Consider the following 14,297-nt stretch of genomic DNA (forward strand, 5'->3'; position numbering starts at 1 on the left):
CCCGGTCCGGCGAATGGCCCGGCCGGCACCAGCCCTGGGGGTGCGCCCCCCGGCACCCGGTCTATCCACATATCCGGGCCGGGGACGACGAGCATGCTCGTCGCCCCGGGACCTTGCTCAACGCACGGGCTACGGCCGCTGCATGTGCCAGCGGACCCAGGCGGCCTGACCGCCGTCGACGAGCAGGTCGGTGCCGGTGATGAACAGCGAGTGGGGGCCGGTCAGGAACGCCGCGGCCTCCGCGATCTCCTCCGGGGTCCCGGCACGGCCGGCACCGCACGCCCGGAGCATCTTCATCATGTGCCCGTCGGGGTCGGAGGCGATCTCCGCCTGCGACATGGCGGTGGAGACCACACCCGGGCTGATGGTGTTGATCCGCGCGCCGCGCAGGTTCCAGGCGAGTGCCGTGGCCTCGACCCGCACGTGGTTGGCCCGCTTCGACAGCATGTAAGCGGCCTGCGCGTCGTCCCCGACGGCGGTGACACAGTCCAGCCCGAGGAGCTCGTCCGTGGGCGCCGTCGCCAGCGCCCGCTCGTGTTCCCGGTCGACGGGCGCGTAATGGCCGGCCATGCTGGAGACGCAGACCATGGACGTGCCGTGGCCGATCACCGGCGTGAAGGCGTCGATGACGTGGGCCGTGCCGAGCAGGTCCACCTCCAGTACCTTGCGTGCCGACGCGGTCGCGGCCGCGACGCCCGCCGTGTGCACGATGGCGGTGATGCGGCCCTCACCGGCGGCCTCGGCGGCGAGCTTGTCGACCGCAGCCCGGGCGGATACGTCCGTCACCACGCCCCGTGCCGCGAACCCCGCCGCGCTCAACGTCTCGACCGCGCGGTCGAGTTGCTCCTGTGAGGCATCGGCCAGCACGACCGTACGGCCGCTGCCGAGCCGCCGCGCGACCGCCGTACCCATACCGCCGGCTCCGGTGACGACGACGACATCGCCCTGGTCATCCCCGTGGTTCAGCATGAACACCTCCTCGGTCGGTGGTGACCTCTACGGCATCGCGCCAGCGCGCCCCGACGGCGATGGACTGCCGCCACTGCCGGATCACCTTCGGTGTCACTCCCACGGCCAGGGCGCCGGTGAGCCGGTCGCCCGTGCGGTACGCGGCCACGAACCGGCCTTCGGCCAAGTCCCCCTCCACGACGGCGACTTCGTCGTGCCCGCGCAGATAGCCGTAGGCCTGGATCTTCATGTCGTACTGGTCGGACCAGAAGTACGGCACCGGCGCGAACGGCTTGCGCGCCTCGGGGTGGAGCAGGTTGCGGGCGGCGGCCATGCCCTGCTCGCCGGCGTTGGTGCGGTGCTCGATCCGCATCGACGTGCCGAACAGCGGGTTGTGCCAACGGGCCACGTCACCGGCCGCGTACACACCCGGCCCGGCCTCGCAGTACTCGTCGCACACCAGGCCGTCGCCGACCGTCAGGCCGCTGCCGTCCAGCCAGTCGGTGTTGGGCAGCGAGCCGATGGCGACCAGTACCTCGTCGGCCTCGACCACCTGGCCGTCGGCGAGCCGGACGCCGTTCGCGGTCACCTCGGTCACGGTGACACCGGTGCGCAGGTCGACACCCCTGCGCTCGTGGACCCGGGACAGCACCAGCCCGACCTGCGTCCCCACGGCGTGCGCCAGCGGCACGGGCGCGGGCTCCAGGAGGACCACCTCGGCACCCAGACCCGAGGCCACCGCGGCGGCCTCGGCGCCGAGGAATCCGGCGCCGACCACGACCAGCCGCCGCCCCGGCCCCAACCGGTCCCGCAGCGCCAGGGCGTCGTCCAGGGTGCGCATCACGTGCGCGTCCGCACCGGGCAGCCGACGCGGACGTACGCCGGTGGCCACGATCAGACCGTCGTACGACACCTTTGAGCCGTCGGCCAGACGCACCGTGCCGTCCGGTACGTCCAGACCGGTCGCGGCGACGCCGAGGCGCAGGTCGAGTCGGAGCGCTTCGAGATCGGCCGCGCCGCGCAGGCCCACTCGCTCGGGCGTCCAGTCGCCTGCCAGCACCTGCTTGGACAGCGGCGGCCGGTCGTAGGGGGCGTGCGGCTCGTCACCGATCAGGGTGATCGTGCCGTCGTATCCCTCGCGGCGCAGGGTCTCGGCCGCCGCGAGGCCGGCCGCCGAGGCACCGACGATCGCGACCCGCTCGAGCGTGCCGCTCATCGCTCGACCAGGCGGATCGCCGCCGCCGGGCAGATGGCCACGGCCTCCCGGACTCCGTCGAGCAGTTCGTCACCGGGGTGCTCCTCCAGCAGGATCGCGACACCGTCGTCCTCCCGCTGGTCGAACACCTCAGGTGACGCCATCACACACTGCCCCGACGCGACACACTTCGGTACGTCCAGCTCCACTCGCATGGCTGTCTCCTCTCGTTCTGTCATGAAGGAAGGTGTCGTCACCACGTGACGGGCAGGGACTTGATGCCGTAGGTGGTGCCGGTGTGGTCGAACTCCAGCTGGTCGATGGTGGTGGCCAGCCGCAGCGTGGGAACGCGGCGGTAGAGGGTGCCGTAGACGGCCTGGAGTTCGAGGCGGGCGAGGTTCTGGCCCAGGCACTGGTGAGGGCCGTAGCCGAACGCCTGGTGTGTACGGGCGGCACGGCCGATGTCCAGCCGTTCGGCCCCCGGGAACGCCTCCGGGTCCCAGTTCGCCGCGTGCAGGTCGAAGATGATGCCGTCACCGGCCCGGATGACGACACCGCCGTACTCGATGTCCTCACCGGCGACGCGCCGGACTCCCGTCTGGAGGATCGTCAGGTAGCGCAGCACCTCCTCGACCGCGTTCGCGATCACCTTCGGGTCGTCGGTCTCGCGCAACAGGGCGAGCTGGTCGGGGTGTTCGAGCAGGGCGAGGGTGCCGAGGCTGATCATCGTCGTAGTGGTCTCGTGACCGGCGATGAGCATGGCGACACCCATGTGGGTCGCCTCGCTGCGGGTCATCTCACCGGCCTTGACCCGCCCGGCCATCTCCGAGAGGACGTCCTCGCCCGGATCGTCGTACTTCTGGTCGAACAGGGTCTCCAGGTAGTGCAGCAGGGCACCGCTGGCCCTCGCCGCCTCCTCCGCGGACAGCGAGCCGTCGAGGACGTGGGCGCTGTTGTCCTGGAAGAAGCTGTGGTCCCGGTACGGCACGCCCAGCAGCTCGGCGATGACGAGCGACGGAAGGGGCAGTGCCAGCCCGGTGAGCAGATCGGCCGGGTTCGGCCCGGCCAGCAGGCCGTCGACCAGATCGTCGACCATCTTCTGCACGGCGGGCCGCATGGCCTGGATCCGCTTGACGACGAACGGGCCGTTGACCATGCGGCGCAGCCGGGTGTGCTCCGGGGCGTCCGTGTTGGTGATCATCCTCGGGGCCTTGTCGGCGATGGCCGCGCGGTGCGCGTTCACGTAGGGGAAGCCGGGGGCGAGGTCGTCGTTGCTGACCCGCGGGTCGGTGAGCAGGGCCCGCTGGTCCGCGTGGCGGGTGATCAGCCAGGGCGTCGTGCCGTTCCAGATCCGCACCTTGCCGATCGGCCTCTCCGCCCGCAGCTCGTGCACGGCCGGAGGCGGAGCCATCGGGCACTCCGCCGCCCTCTGCATCGGGTACTCGGGCAGGGGCTGCGACGAGCCGCCGGACATGGGGCAGGTGGGAGCGTCGGACATGGTCTCTCTCCTCGGGACGGGGTCTCCGACGGCGGAAACCCTGGTGGTGGGGGGATGGTGGGGAAGGCGAGATGGGTTATTGCTTGAGTTAGGCAATCATGAACGACTTACTTAAGTCAAGCAATCTTTTTCCCGGGGTGATGCCGTGCATGGCAGCTAGCTGCTGGCCTGGGGTTTCACCACGGAGCGGGTGAGAAAAATCGAACCCGCGCTCTCAGCCGACGCGCTGGACAAACAGCTCCTCGCGCAGGCGAGGGGCGAGGCCGACGGCCATGCCGTCGTTGTAGCCGCTCTCGACGTTCAGCACGCTCCTCACCCGCGCCGACAGCCGGGGATCGCGCACGACTTGCTCGCTGGGAGCGAAGTCGATCGGTACGACGATGCAGGCGACGACCGGCATCAGAGCCCAGGGCGACTCCGGGAACGCCAGCTTGCCCGCCGGCATCGCCGCGCCGAGGCTCACCGGGAGCGCCACCAGTAGCACCCTGGCGACCAGCCGGGGCGAGTTGCCCCACAACCGGCCGCCGCGTACCTCCGTGGCGTCGACGAACAGCAGGAAGGCCAGGATGATCTCGGCGACATGCTGGGCCACTTCCGTGTTCAGCGCGGCGACAACCGAGTCCTCCACGCTGAGCCCCACCAGGATGCCGGCCGGCACCATGGTCGCCGGAGCGCCGAGGTGCCGGCGCTGGAGCCGGAGCGCGGCGAGCGAACGGATCAGGGCCATAACCGCGGCGGCCAGGACGGTGGGGAGCGCTGTGGTCGAGCTTTCGTCGAGTGTGGGCAGGCTGGGAGGGAACCGGCTTGACGCGGGCCGCCGCTGACCCTCTTGGTGCCGTACCGGCGTCAGGGGTTCGGGTCCGTGTCCGTCAGCGGAGGACGTGGGCCAGGACCGACACCGCCGCGGCGAAGTGCCGTGCGATTGAGCCGTACAGGTCCGGACGGATCACGGCCAGGACTGCGAAACCGGCCGCCGCGGTCAGCAGGACGGCTTCGCAACGGCCCCTGCGGGGGTACCGGGAGTTCCCGCGCTGTATGTGACGTTCCATGCGGTAAGCCTCGGTGCATGGCGGGCGGCTGCCCATCCGGCAGGTGGCCGCAACGCCCCCGCCGGTAAGCAGGGGCGCATCCCCCAGCCGGGGGCCATCACGGGGGTGGCGTCTCGCCCCGCGGGCGATCTGACGGAGGGTCAGCGGGTGGTGCCGGGGGCCATGCAGTTGTCCGGGGCGCTTCCTTCAAGAGATCACGAATCCCGGCGCGTCATCGTTCTATATCACCATTCTTCATATTAACGTCTAGTAACTGTACGAAGTCGATCTCTCACGGATCGCACCCACCTCACTCCATCGGAGCTGACATGAACAAGCTTCACAAGGCTGTCGTCCTGGTCGTCGCCCTCGGTAGCGTCGGACTCCTGAGTGCCGGCACCGCCACCGCCGACGGGGGCGACGGTCACGGCGGCAAGAACGTCCTGCAGAGCGCCCGCTGCAAGTCGCACGACCTGAACGTCGACGTCCTCGGCCAGGTTGGCGTCCTCAACGGCGCGCTGGGCAACGCGCTCAACGGCGAGGGCAACTCGGGCGGGCAGGACACTCACGTTGGCTCGTCCATGGGCTGCAACGACAGCGCCTCCTAGGTCGTGTCCTAGAACGGGCTTCTCGCTACGTCTCATGCCGTGATGATCTCGGTGCGGGCCGTGAGGATCTCTCGGATGAGCAATGGGCAGCGCTGGAACGGCTGTTGCCTGTTGCGCAGATCGGCAGGCCGTCCGTATGTCGACGAAGGCTGAGCGACGGGAGCCGCCGGCGGGTGCGGACCAGTGCCCCATGGCGAGACCAACCGGTGGAGCACGGGCTGTGGCAGACGGTCTGTGGGTTGTTCCGCTGATGGCGGCGCACCGGCGTCTGGTCGGCCGTGCTGACCGGGCTGCAGGCGAATGCCGATACCGCCGGGCTGATCGCGTGGGAGGTGAAATATCGACTCTGCGATCTGCCGGGCGTCGCTGAAGATCACACCCAGCTGACATGCAGACGCCTCGGAAGCCGGTCAGGGCCTGATCCGCGAAAGTGGATCAGGCCCTGATCTGGTGTTTCCCGATGATCTCGATGAGGAGGAAGACTGCTGAACTTGACTGGGTGATGTCGGTACCGGCCACCCGGCATGAGTCGCCCGTCTCGTGGACTGCTCTGAGCCCGAGGGGCACGCGCTCGTGCGGCTGGTCGCTCAGAGCCAGTCCCTTCGCTTGAAGATGGCGTACAAACCGGTACATACAACCGCCATCAGCAAGATCGCGAAGGGGTATCCGAATACCCAGTGCAACTCCGGCATGTGCGTGAAGTTCATCCCGTAGATCGTCCCGACCAGCGTCGGGGCGAAGAGAATCGCCGCCCACGACGAGATCCGCTTGATCTCCTCGTTCTGCTCGAACCCCGCTTCCGCCAGCGCCCGCATCTCCGCGTTCTGCTGCTGGGTGACCAGCGTCGCGTTCACCGTGAGGATGTCGGTGAGGGCCTGGCGGAAGCCGTCGACGCGTTCGCTGGTGTGGGTCACGTGGTCGGCGACGTCCCGCAGATGGCGCTGGAGTTCCTCGTCCGTTCCGTACTTGGAGAACCCGGCGATCAGGCCGTGCAGCATGCCGACCAGGGGGCGGGTGGCGCGCTGGAACTCGACCATTTCGCGGGAGAGTTCGTAGATGCGGCGGGAGACCTCGGGGTCGCCGCGGAAGACCTCGGTCTCGATCTCGTCGATGTCGTTCTGGACACCTGCCACCACCGGCGCGTAGCCGTCGACGACCGCGTCGAGTATGGCGTAGAGGACCGCCTCCGGGCCCAGCTTCATCAGCTCCGGGGTCTCCTCCATGCGGTGGCGGACCGCGGAGAGGTCGGGGGCGGCGCCGTGGCGGACCGTGATGACGAAATCGGGGCCCACGAACACGTGCAGCTCGCCGAAGTCGACCTCCTCCGGGGCGTCCAGGTAGCGGGCTGCCCGCAGCACGACGAAGAGGGTGTCGCCGTAGCGTTCCAGTTTCGGGCGCTGGTGGGCCTCCATCGCGTCCTCGACCGCGAGCGGGTGCAGGTCGAACTCGGCGGCCAGGGAGAGGAGTTCGCCCTCGGTGGGGCGGGCGAGGCCGATCCAGGCCATGCCGGACGGCTGGTCGCGCAGTTCGCGGAAGGTCTCGGCGAGGGTGGCCGGGGCGGCGACGCGGACACCGTCCCGGTACAGGGCCGCCTGGACGACGCTGGCCACCTGCGAGGGCTCCGGGGGAGCCGGGTCGGCCGGGGGTGGTGCGGTGTTCGACGCCGGCGGCTGCGGTGGGGTCAGTGCCCGGCGCCAGACGGATTTCTTCCCATTATTGGAGGCCATGGGGGCACCTCCCGCTCGAGCGAAGTCGAGAGTGGGGGAGGGCGCGTCGCTCGTACATGCGGCTGCCTCCCGGGTCGAACCTGCGGCTGCGTGATCCCGGGCAGGATATACGGGGCAAACGGCGCCGGGGTGACCTGCGCCTCCGGGATTCGGTGAGAGTTGCGGACAGAGGGTGTCCGCAAGCCCGGCTAGCGTGCGGGGCATGACGAAGACGACAGCGACGGCTCCCGTGCTCGGAACCCGCGCGCTCAACCGCGCCACCCTCGAACGGCAGCTGCTGCTGCGCCGGTCGCCGCTGGACGCGAAGGCCGCCGTCGAGCATCTCGTCGGGCTCCAGGCGCAGAACGTCAGGCCGCCGTACTACGCGCTCGCCGCCCGCCTCGACGGCTTCACCCCCGAGGATCTTTCCGGGCCGATGGCGGACCGTGAGGTCGTCCGTATCGTCACCATGCGCTCGACCATCCACACCCACACCGCCGCCGACGCCCTCACCCTGCGCCCGCTCGTCCAGTCGGCCCGCGACCGCGAACTCACCAACTTCCGCAACGGACTTGGGGGTGTGGACCTGGACCGGTTGGCCGTGCTCGCCCGCGACCTCGTCGAGGCCGAGCCGCGCACCATGAAGCAGTTGCGCGAGGCCCTGCAGACCGAGTGGCCCGACGCCGACCCGCAGGCCCTCGGCATCGCCGCCCGCTGCAAGCTCCCGCTCGTCCAGGTCACCCCGCGCGGACTGTGGGGGAGGAGCGGCCAGGTCGCCCTCACCACCGCGGAGCACTGGCTCGGCCGCGGCCCGGCCGACCGCTCGGCCACGCCGACTGCCACCGCGTCGGCCGCGGCTGCCCCGCCTCCGACCGCGGCGGCTGCGACCGCTCCGACGCCGGGCATCCAGCCCGACGGAGCGGCGCCATCCCCCGACGCCACCGTCCTGCGCTACCTCGCCGCCTTCGGTCCCGCCTCCGTCAAGGACATGCAGACCTGGGCCGGCCTGACCCGGCTGCGCGACGCCTTCGAGCGGCTCCGTCCGCAGCTGGTCACCTTCCGGGACGAGAACGGCGTCGAGCTCTTCGACCTGCCGGATGCACCACGTCCCGACGCGGACACTCCGGCCCCGCCCCGTTTCCTCCCCGAGTTCGACAACCTGCTCCTCTCCCACGCCGACCGCACCCGGGTCGTACCGCCCGAGTACTGGGGCCGCAGCTGGGTGGGCAACCAGGCCTACTGCACCTTCCTCGTCGACGGATTCCTGGCGGGGGTGTGGAGGTTGACGGAGGGCGCCCTCGTCGTCGAGCCGTTCGGCAGGCTCACCAAGGCCCAGCGGGCGGAAGTCGCGGAAGAAGGGGAGAGGATGCTCGGCATCATGCACCCCGGCACGTCGTACGACATCCGTTTCGGGACCGTGATCCGGTAAGCGCCTGGGAACAAACTCTCAGTCCGCCCGGCCCGTCACCGCCACCGTCAGGCCCAGCCCGATCATCGCGAATCCGCCCGCGCCGCCGATCATCGACAGGCGGCGGTCGGAGCGGGCGAACCAGGTGCGGGCGGCCGAGGCGGTCAGGCCCCACAGGGTGTCCGTGACCAGGCCGATCGAGATCGGGATCAGGCCGAGCAGCAGCATCTGGAGCGGTAGGCGGCCTGCCGATTGGTCCACGAACTGGGGGAGTACGGCGGCGAAGAAGACCACGCCCTTCGGGTTGGTCACCCCGACGAGCACACCGTCGAGCACCGTGCGCAGATCGCCGCGGGCCGGTCCCGTCGGCTGTGTCCGGATCGCCGACGCCTTCAGCTGCTTGCGGTGCCGGAAGGCCTGCACGCCCAGGTACACCAGGTAGGCCGCGCCTGCGAGCTTCACCACCAGGTAGAGCGCCAACGAGCGCTCCACCAGCGAGCCGATACCGATAGCGACCGCCACCACCAGCAGATACGAGCCGAAGACATTGCCGATCGCCGTCGCCACCGCCGTACGGCGGCCGTGCGCGAGCGCGCGGCCGATGACGAACAGGACGCTGGGGCCCGGAATCACGATCACCAGCAGGGACATCGCGGCGAAGGCGAGGAAACGGTCTGTCGACACCATGTGCATCACTCTCCTCGGGCGCTCATTCAAACAGCCGCCCGCCGCGCCCCTCTAGAGTCGAGCCCATGGAACTGCGGCAGCTCACCTATTTCGTGACCGTCGCCGAGGAGCTGCACTTCGGACGGGCGGCCGAGCGGCTGCACATCGTGCAGTCCGCGGTGAGCATGCAGATACAGCGCCTGGAGCGGGAGCTGGGCGCCGAGCTGTTCGACCGGACGCCGCGCCGGGTGCGGCTCACGGCGGCGGGGGAACGGCTGCTGCCCGAGGCGCGGGCGGTCCTGACGGCGGCCGACCGGGCGCGTGCCGCCGTCGCCCCGCCGCCCGGCCTCAGGATCGGCACCAGTACGGGACTCGGCACGCATCTCGACCGCGTGCTCGCCGCGTTCGCGCGCCGTGCGCCGGACGTGCCCGTCGAGCTGTTCTCACTGCCGGCCGCCGAACGCCTGGCCCGGGTCGCGGGCGGCCAGTTGGACGCCGCTTTCGTGCGGGCCGTCGAACCGGTGCCGGGCGTACGCGTGCTGCGCCTGTGGCCCGACCCCCTGGTGGCCGCCCTCCCCGCCACGCACCCCCTTGCAGACCGCGCGGAGATCGGCGTCGAGGAGCTCGCCGAGGTGCCGCTCACCCTCACCGAGCGCCGCAACAACCCTGCCCTGGTCGACCTGGTCGTCGGCGCCTGTCACGAGGCCGGGTTCGAGCCGTTGCCGGGACCGGCGAGCGGCTCCTTGCAGGACACTCTGGCCACCATCGGCAGCCGCCCCCTGTGGACCGTCGTGTACGCGTCCCACGCGCGCGTGCTGCACAGTCCCCGCGTCGCCTTCGTGCCGTTCCGCGCACCGGGCCTCGCCCTGTCGACGGGCCTCGCCGTGCCCGTCAGCACCCCGCCGCCGCATCTGGACACCCTGCTGCTGGCCTGCGGCGATCACGAGAACTGATCGCTGCGGTCGCGGTCTGCCTCTTGGTCGCGGACGCCCGGCGCGATGGACTGGACCCACGGAAAAGGAACCCGCAAGGGGTCCGAACAGGCAACCAGTTCAAGGGAGTTCAGCCATGCCGATCGTCACCGTCCAGCAGGGTCCCCGCGACACCGAGCTCAAGCGGGACCTCGTCAAGCGCATCACCGACGCCTTCGTCGACGCGTACAGGATCCCGGCCGAGACCGTTCAGGTGTGGATCCACGAGGTACCGGCGGACAGCTGGGGCGCGGCGGGCAGGCTCACCGCCGACAAGTAGCGCACGGAGAAGGCCGGTAGAGCGCATGGAAAGGGGGCGCTGCGAGCTGCTCGTGGTAGCCCGCAACGCCCCCTTGTCTCTCACCTGAGGGGTGCTCAGGAGATCTTCTGGGGTACCCGTCCTACGAGTTGACCTGTGCGGTCACCAGGCTCGAGAAGGTGGTCAGCCGGGTGTAGACACCCGGGTAACCGGCCTCCGCGCAGCCGTTGCCCCAAGAAGTAATCCCTGCCAGGACGCCCCCGATGAGCAGGGGACCGCCGCTGTCGCCCTGGCAGGTGTCTGTGCCGCCGGCTGTGTATCCGGCGCAAACCATGTCGGTCTGGACGAACTCCGAACCGTAGGAGCTCTTGCAGCTGGAGTCGGCCACGGTCGGTACGGTCGCGGTCCGCAGCTGGTTGGAGGAGCTGCCGTTCTCCGAGGTGGTGCCCCATCCGAGGATGCGGGCGGTGGTGCCGGCCGCGTACACCGAGGTGTCCGAGGACGAGACGTACGAAGCCGTCGTGTACGGCATCGACGTCGACAGCGTCAGTACGGCCACGTCGTCGCCGTTGGTGGCGTCCGTGTAGTCCGGGTTGATCCAGATCTTGCTGACCTTGCTGACCGTGCCGTTGGTGCCGTTGAGGTAGGTGCGGCCGCCGACGACTCGGACGCTGCTGGTGGTCTCGCCGACCATGCAGTGAGCGGCGGTTATCACCTTGGTGGCCGAGACGAGGGTGCCGCCGCAGAACTGGTTCTGCGAGGCGTCCGTGATCTGCATGACGAACGGGTAAGCCGTGGTCGTGGTCGTGGTACCGCCCACGATGGGCTGGGGCGCGGCTGCCGCGGAAGGCGCGCCGAGCAGTCCGGTGACGGCCGCCGCAGCGGTCGCCGCGACTGCCGCGGCGGTCTTTCTGGCACGGTTGGACCCGAACATGAGTCTCCTCAGTGGGGGTTGCCGGTGGGGGGTCGCGCGGGTGTGGGGGGTTGTGCACGGGGGTCGCGGGACCGACCCCCGTATGCCCGGGCGAGCGGCACGTCCTTACGCTAGGACCCGGAACCCCCGGCTCCCAATGAGGGAACCCCCTAGGGGGTTGGGTGAGGGAAAACCCTCGGTCGGGTTCAGTTAACCTGGCGCGCCGTCACTTCGCTCGCCGTGCAGCCGCCAAACGGACGATATCCACGCGCGAGCGGATCCCCAGCTTGCGGTAGACCCGGGTCAGTGTTGCCTCGACCGTCTTCACGCTGATGAACAGACGCGCGGCGATCTCCCGGTTGGTCGCGCCCTCCATGACGAGCGCGGCGACCTGGCGTTCCATCGCGGCAAGACCTTCCAGGCCCTCTGACGCAGCAGTGGGGGCGATCGGTTCCACCGGGTTCGCCACGGCGGCCGCCTCCACCTGACGCACCCAGGGCAGCGCCCGGCAACGGCGGAACAGCCGGGCCGCTTCGTCGTACGACTTCGGTCCCGGCCGGCCGGTGTGCAGCGACGCCCGCGCGAACGAGGCACGTGCCTCCTCCAGCCCGTACCCCAGCTTGGCGAGCCGGTCCTGCGCCGACGTCAACTGGGCGAGCGCGGCCTCGTGCTCCCCGCGCGCGGCCCGCACCAGTGCCTCGGCCCGGTCCAGGACGGCCAGCACGCTCTCGCGCCCCAGCCGCAGCGCATGTTCGCGCGCCACGTCGAGGAGCTGCTGCGCCTCGTCCAGCGCACCGATCCGCACGAGGGCCTCGGCGAGGTCGCCGTGCCAGCGGCCGCGCGCCGGGTCGGTGATGCCGAGCCCGTTCTCCAGGTCCCGCACCCGGCGCAGGGAGCGGACCGCCCCCTCGGCGTCCCCGGCCACCAACTGGGCGTGCCCGAGCGCGGTCAGCCCCCGGGAGATGTACATCTGGTCGCCGGCCCGCTCGGCCAGCTCCACCGCCTCGTGGCCCAGCGTCAGCGCCCGTTCCACGTCCCCGCCGGAGGCCTCCGCGATGGAGGCGAGCACGGCGGAGGGCACCTCGCCGATCCCCGAGTCACGGGCCAGCCGCATGCTCTCCCGGGCCAGGTCGAGGGCGCGGCCGCAGTGCCCGGAGCGCAGTTCGGTCTCGGCGAGCAGGCGCACGAAGTGCACCTCGCTCTCGACCATGCCGCGCCTGCGCACCTCGCGCAGCAGCGCGTTGACGGTGGAGCGGGCCTCGGGCAGCTGGTCGCTCATGATCAGCCAGCGGTAGCGGGTCGCGCCCGCGCCGTTGTGGTGGCAGGCCACCTCGGGGAGCTGGGGTTCCTTCAGGGCGCGCTTGATGGTCGCGGGACCGTCCGGGTGGCCCATCAGGATCTCGGTCTGCGCCTGGAAGGCGAGCGCGAGGAGTTCGGTGCGCCGGTCGCCGGCCCGGGCCGCGAGCTCGGCGGCGTGCGCGGCCTCCTCCCGGCCGATGGCGAAGTCGCCCGCCACGACCAGTCCACGCCAGGCCAGCTGGTAGTGGACCAGGGCGAGCAGCCCGGGGTCGTCGCCGGCGTCGGCCAGCGCCTGCGGGTAGACGGTGTCGACCTCGCCGAGGGCCTGTCCGGCGGCCTCGATCACCACCATCCAGGCCCGTACCCGGTCCGCGGGCGCGGTGGCCCGGGTCAGCACGTCCCGGGCGATGTCCCGGGCGAGGTCCACCTCGCCGGCGGTGATCGCGTCCTCGGCTGCCTGCAGCCGGCGCTCGTCCGGGCCCGGCTCGCCGTCGGCCGGGGTGTGCCGGGCGGCGAGCAGCCCGAGCGACGCGGCGACCGAGGGTGCCCCGCGGTCCCGGGCGAGGGCGGCGGCCTCGGCGAGGCGGGCCGCGGCCTCCGGGTCGGTGCCGGTGGTCGCCAGCGCGAGATGCCGGGCCCGCTCGATCGGGTCGGAGGCCGCCGTGGACAGCGCGGCGTGCGCGGCCCGCCGCTCCTGCGCGGGCGCCTCCGCGTACAGCGCGGCCGAGATCAGCGGATGCGCGAACCGTACGGCGGGGCCTTCCGGCTCGGTGGCCAGCAGCCCGAGTTCGGCCGCCTGCGCGGTCTCGTCCTCGGCGTTCTTGCGGCCGGCCTCACGGAGCAGGGCCAGGGTGGGGCGGGCGCCCACGCTGGCCACCAGGAGGGTGCGGCGGGCCTCGACGGAGAGCATGTCCAGCCGGTTGAGCACCAGCGCACGCAGCGAGGTGGGCACCGGCAGCGGCTCGCCCGGCCGTGGCGGGGTCGGGTTCTCGGCCAGGGCACGGCCCAGTTCGAGCGCGAAGAACGGGTTGCCGCCGCTGGTGCGGTGGATGTCCCGGACGGTGGAGCGCGGCAGGCCGGTGTAGCCGCGGTGGTCGAGCAGCGAGGACACCTGCGCGCGGGAGAGCGCGCCGAGCCGTACGGCCAGGGTGTCGGGCGGCGACGCGGCCAGGTGACGGTCGTACTCCTGGCCCTCCGTGCGTACCGCGCACAGCAGTTGCACCGGGGTGTCGCCCAGTCGGCGGGCGGCGAAGCCGAGGAGCTCCGAGCTCGCCGGGTCCAGCCACTGCAGGTCGTCCGCCACGACGAGGACGGGCCCCTGAGCGGCGAGCGCGCGCAGTGCGGACAGGACCGCCAGGCGCAGGGCGAGGCCGTCGCGCTGGAGGGTGGACTCGCCGCGGCCGGTGAGTGCGCTTTCCAGTGCCGTGCGCTGGGCGGCGGGCAGCTTGTCGGACACCTCGTCCACGACCAGGCCGAGCAGGTCGGCGAGGGCCAGGAACGGGAGATGGGATTCGGACTCGGTCGCCGAGCAGCGCAACACGGTGCGGGCGGCTGTCCCGTATTCGGATGCCAAAGCCCGCAGAGCGGTCGACTTTCCTATTCCGGCGGGGCCGTGGAGCAGCACGCTGCCGCCCCGCGCGAGCTGCTCGCGGGCCGCGCTGAGCAGCTCATCCCTGCCGATGACCAGGTCGGGGTGGCGTCTGGCAGGCTCCTTGAAGTCCCCTCGCACGGTCACCGCTCCCCTCCAAGTGTCGTGTCCCAGCCAAATTCTAGGCAATCTCTCTTTGAATTTCGGACC

Annotated in this window: 15 protein-coding genes; 5 read left to right on the forward strand and 10 right to left on the reverse strand. The window is 71.0% G+C overall.

Annotation, left to right across the window (positions count from 1 at the left end):
• Window positions 1-129 precede the first annotated feature (129 nt).
• From ACFY10_RS11010 to ACFY10_RS11035, 6 genes are all read right to left on the reverse strand, one after another.
• The gene (locus tag ACFY10_RS11010) at window positions 130-969 is read right to left on the reverse strand and encodes an SDR family oxidoreductase (RefSeq protein ID WP_390664751.1); all 840 of its coding nucleotides are present in this window, start codon (window positions 967-969) and stop codon (window positions 130-132) included.
• Window positions 950-2,164, reverse strand: a complete 1,215-nt coding sequence (locus ACFY10_RS11015) for an NAD(P)/FAD-dependent oxidoreductase (protein ID WP_390664752.1) — start codon at window positions 2,162-2,164, stop codon at window positions 950-952. The genes ACFY10_RS11010 and ACFY10_RS11015 overlap by 20 nt, the downstream gene beginning before the upstream one ends.
• Window positions 2,161-2,358, reverse strand: coding sequence for a ferredoxin (locus ACFY10_RS11020; protein WP_390664753.1), 198 nt, complete (start codon window positions 2,356-2,358; stop codon window positions 2,161-2,163). The genes ACFY10_RS11015 and ACFY10_RS11020 overlap by 4 nt, the downstream gene beginning before the upstream one ends.
• A gap of 38 nt (window positions 2,359-2,396) precedes the next feature.
• Window positions 2,397-3,641 (reverse strand): cytochrome P450, encoded by a 1,245-nt coding sequence (locus ACFY10_RS11025; RefSeq protein WP_390664754.1) that lies wholly within the window; start codon window positions 3,639-3,641, stop codon window positions 2,397-2,399.
• A gap of 214 nt (window positions 3,642-3,855) precedes the next feature.
• Window positions 3,856-4,368, reverse strand: a complete 513-nt coding sequence (locus ACFY10_RS11030; protein WP_390664755.1) for a cation:proton antiporter — start codon at window positions 4,366-4,368, stop codon at window positions 3,856-3,858.
• Window positions 4,369-4,510: 142 nt separating this feature from the next.
• Window positions 4,511-4,690 (reverse strand): hypothetical protein, encoded by a 180-nt coding sequence (locus ACFY10_RS11035; protein WP_390664756.1) that lies wholly within the window; start codon window positions 4,688-4,690, stop codon window positions 4,511-4,513.
• A 308-nt stretch (window positions 4,691-4,998) separates the two neighbouring features.
• On the opposite strand from ACFY10_RS11035, the gene ACFY10_RS11040 reads away from it, so the two are divergent.
• Together ACFY10_RS11040 and ACFY10_RS11045 are read left to right on the forward strand one after the other, a co-directional pair.
• Window positions 4,999-5,277: a hypothetical protein gene (locus tag ACFY10_RS11040; RefSeq protein ID WP_390664757.1), complete on the forward strand. Its 279-nt coding sequence runs from the start codon at window positions 4,999-5,001 to the stop codon at window positions 5,275-5,277.
• The gene (locus ACFY10_RS11045) at window positions 5,256-5,528 is read left to right on the forward strand and encodes a transposase (protein ID WP_390664936.1); all 273 of its coding nucleotides are present in this window, start codon (window positions 5,256-5,258) and stop codon (window positions 5,526-5,528) included. The genes ACFY10_RS11040 and ACFY10_RS11045 overlap by 22 nt, the downstream gene beginning before the upstream one ends.
• A 336-nt stretch (window positions 5,529-5,864) precedes the next feature.
• Here the strand turns inward: ACFY10_RS11045 and ACFY10_RS11050 are convergent, their stop codons facing one another.
• A complete protein-coding gene (locus ACFY10_RS11050; protein ID WP_390664758.1) occupies window positions 5,865-7,004 on the reverse strand; it encodes a magnesium and cobalt transport protein CorA in 1,140 nt (379 codons plus the stop codon).
• A 202-nt stretch (window positions 7,005-7,206) separates the two neighbouring features.
• Here ACFY10_RS11050 and ACFY10_RS11055 point away from each other — a divergent pair, with 202 nt between their 5' ends.
• Complete coding sequence (locus ACFY10_RS11055; RefSeq protein WP_390664759.1) at window positions 7,207-8,412, forward strand: winged helix DNA-binding domain-containing protein; 1,206 nt, start codon at window positions 7,207-7,209, stop codon at window positions 8,410-8,412.
• An 18-nt stretch (window positions 8,413-8,430) separates the two neighbouring features.
• Here the strand turns inward: ACFY10_RS11055 and ACFY10_RS11060 are convergent, their stop codons facing one another.
• A complete protein-coding gene (locus tag ACFY10_RS11060) occupies window positions 8,431-9,078 on the reverse strand; it encodes a LysE family translocator (RefSeq protein WP_390664760.1) in 648 nt (215 codons plus the stop codon).
• 65 nt (window positions 9,079-9,143) lie between these two features.
• On the opposite strand from ACFY10_RS11060, the gene ACFY10_RS11065 reads away from it, so the two are divergent.
• Complete coding sequence (locus ACFY10_RS11065; RefSeq protein ID WP_390664761.1) at window positions 9,144-10,010, forward strand: LysR substrate-binding domain-containing protein; 867 nt, start codon at window positions 9,144-9,146, stop codon at window positions 10,008-10,010.
• A gap of 115 nt (window positions 10,011-10,125) precedes the next feature.
• Window positions 10,126-10,308 (forward strand): 4-oxalocrotonate tautomerase DmpI, encoded by a 183-nt coding sequence (gene dmpI / locus ACFY10_RS11070; RefSeq protein WP_115909963.1) that lies wholly within the window; start codon window positions 10,126-10,128, stop codon window positions 10,306-10,308.
• Between the two features lie 121 nt (window positions 10,309-10,429).
• On the opposite strand, the gene ACFY10_RS11075 is transcribed toward dmpI, so the two are convergent.
• Both ACFY10_RS11075 and ACFY10_RS11080 read right to left on the reverse strand, forming a co-directional pair.
• Window positions 10,430-11,221, reverse strand: coding sequence for a S1 family peptidase (locus ACFY10_RS11075; RefSeq protein ID WP_390664762.1), 792 nt, complete (start codon window positions 11,219-11,221; stop codon window positions 10,430-10,432).
• Between the two features lie 205 nt (window positions 11,222-11,426).
• Window positions 11,427-14,234 carry an ATP-binding protein gene (locus ACFY10_RS11080; protein WP_390664763.1) on the reverse strand — a complete coding sequence of 936 codons (2,808 nt, stop codon included), beginning with the start codon at window positions 14,232-14,234 and terminating at the stop codon, window positions 11,427-11,429.
• Window positions 14,235-14,297: the final 63 nt, after the last annotated feature.

The organism is Streptomyces sp. NPDC001401 (assembly GCF_042895385.1).
GTDB lineage: Bacteria > Actinomycetota > Actinomycetes > Streptomycetales > Streptomycetaceae > Streptomyces.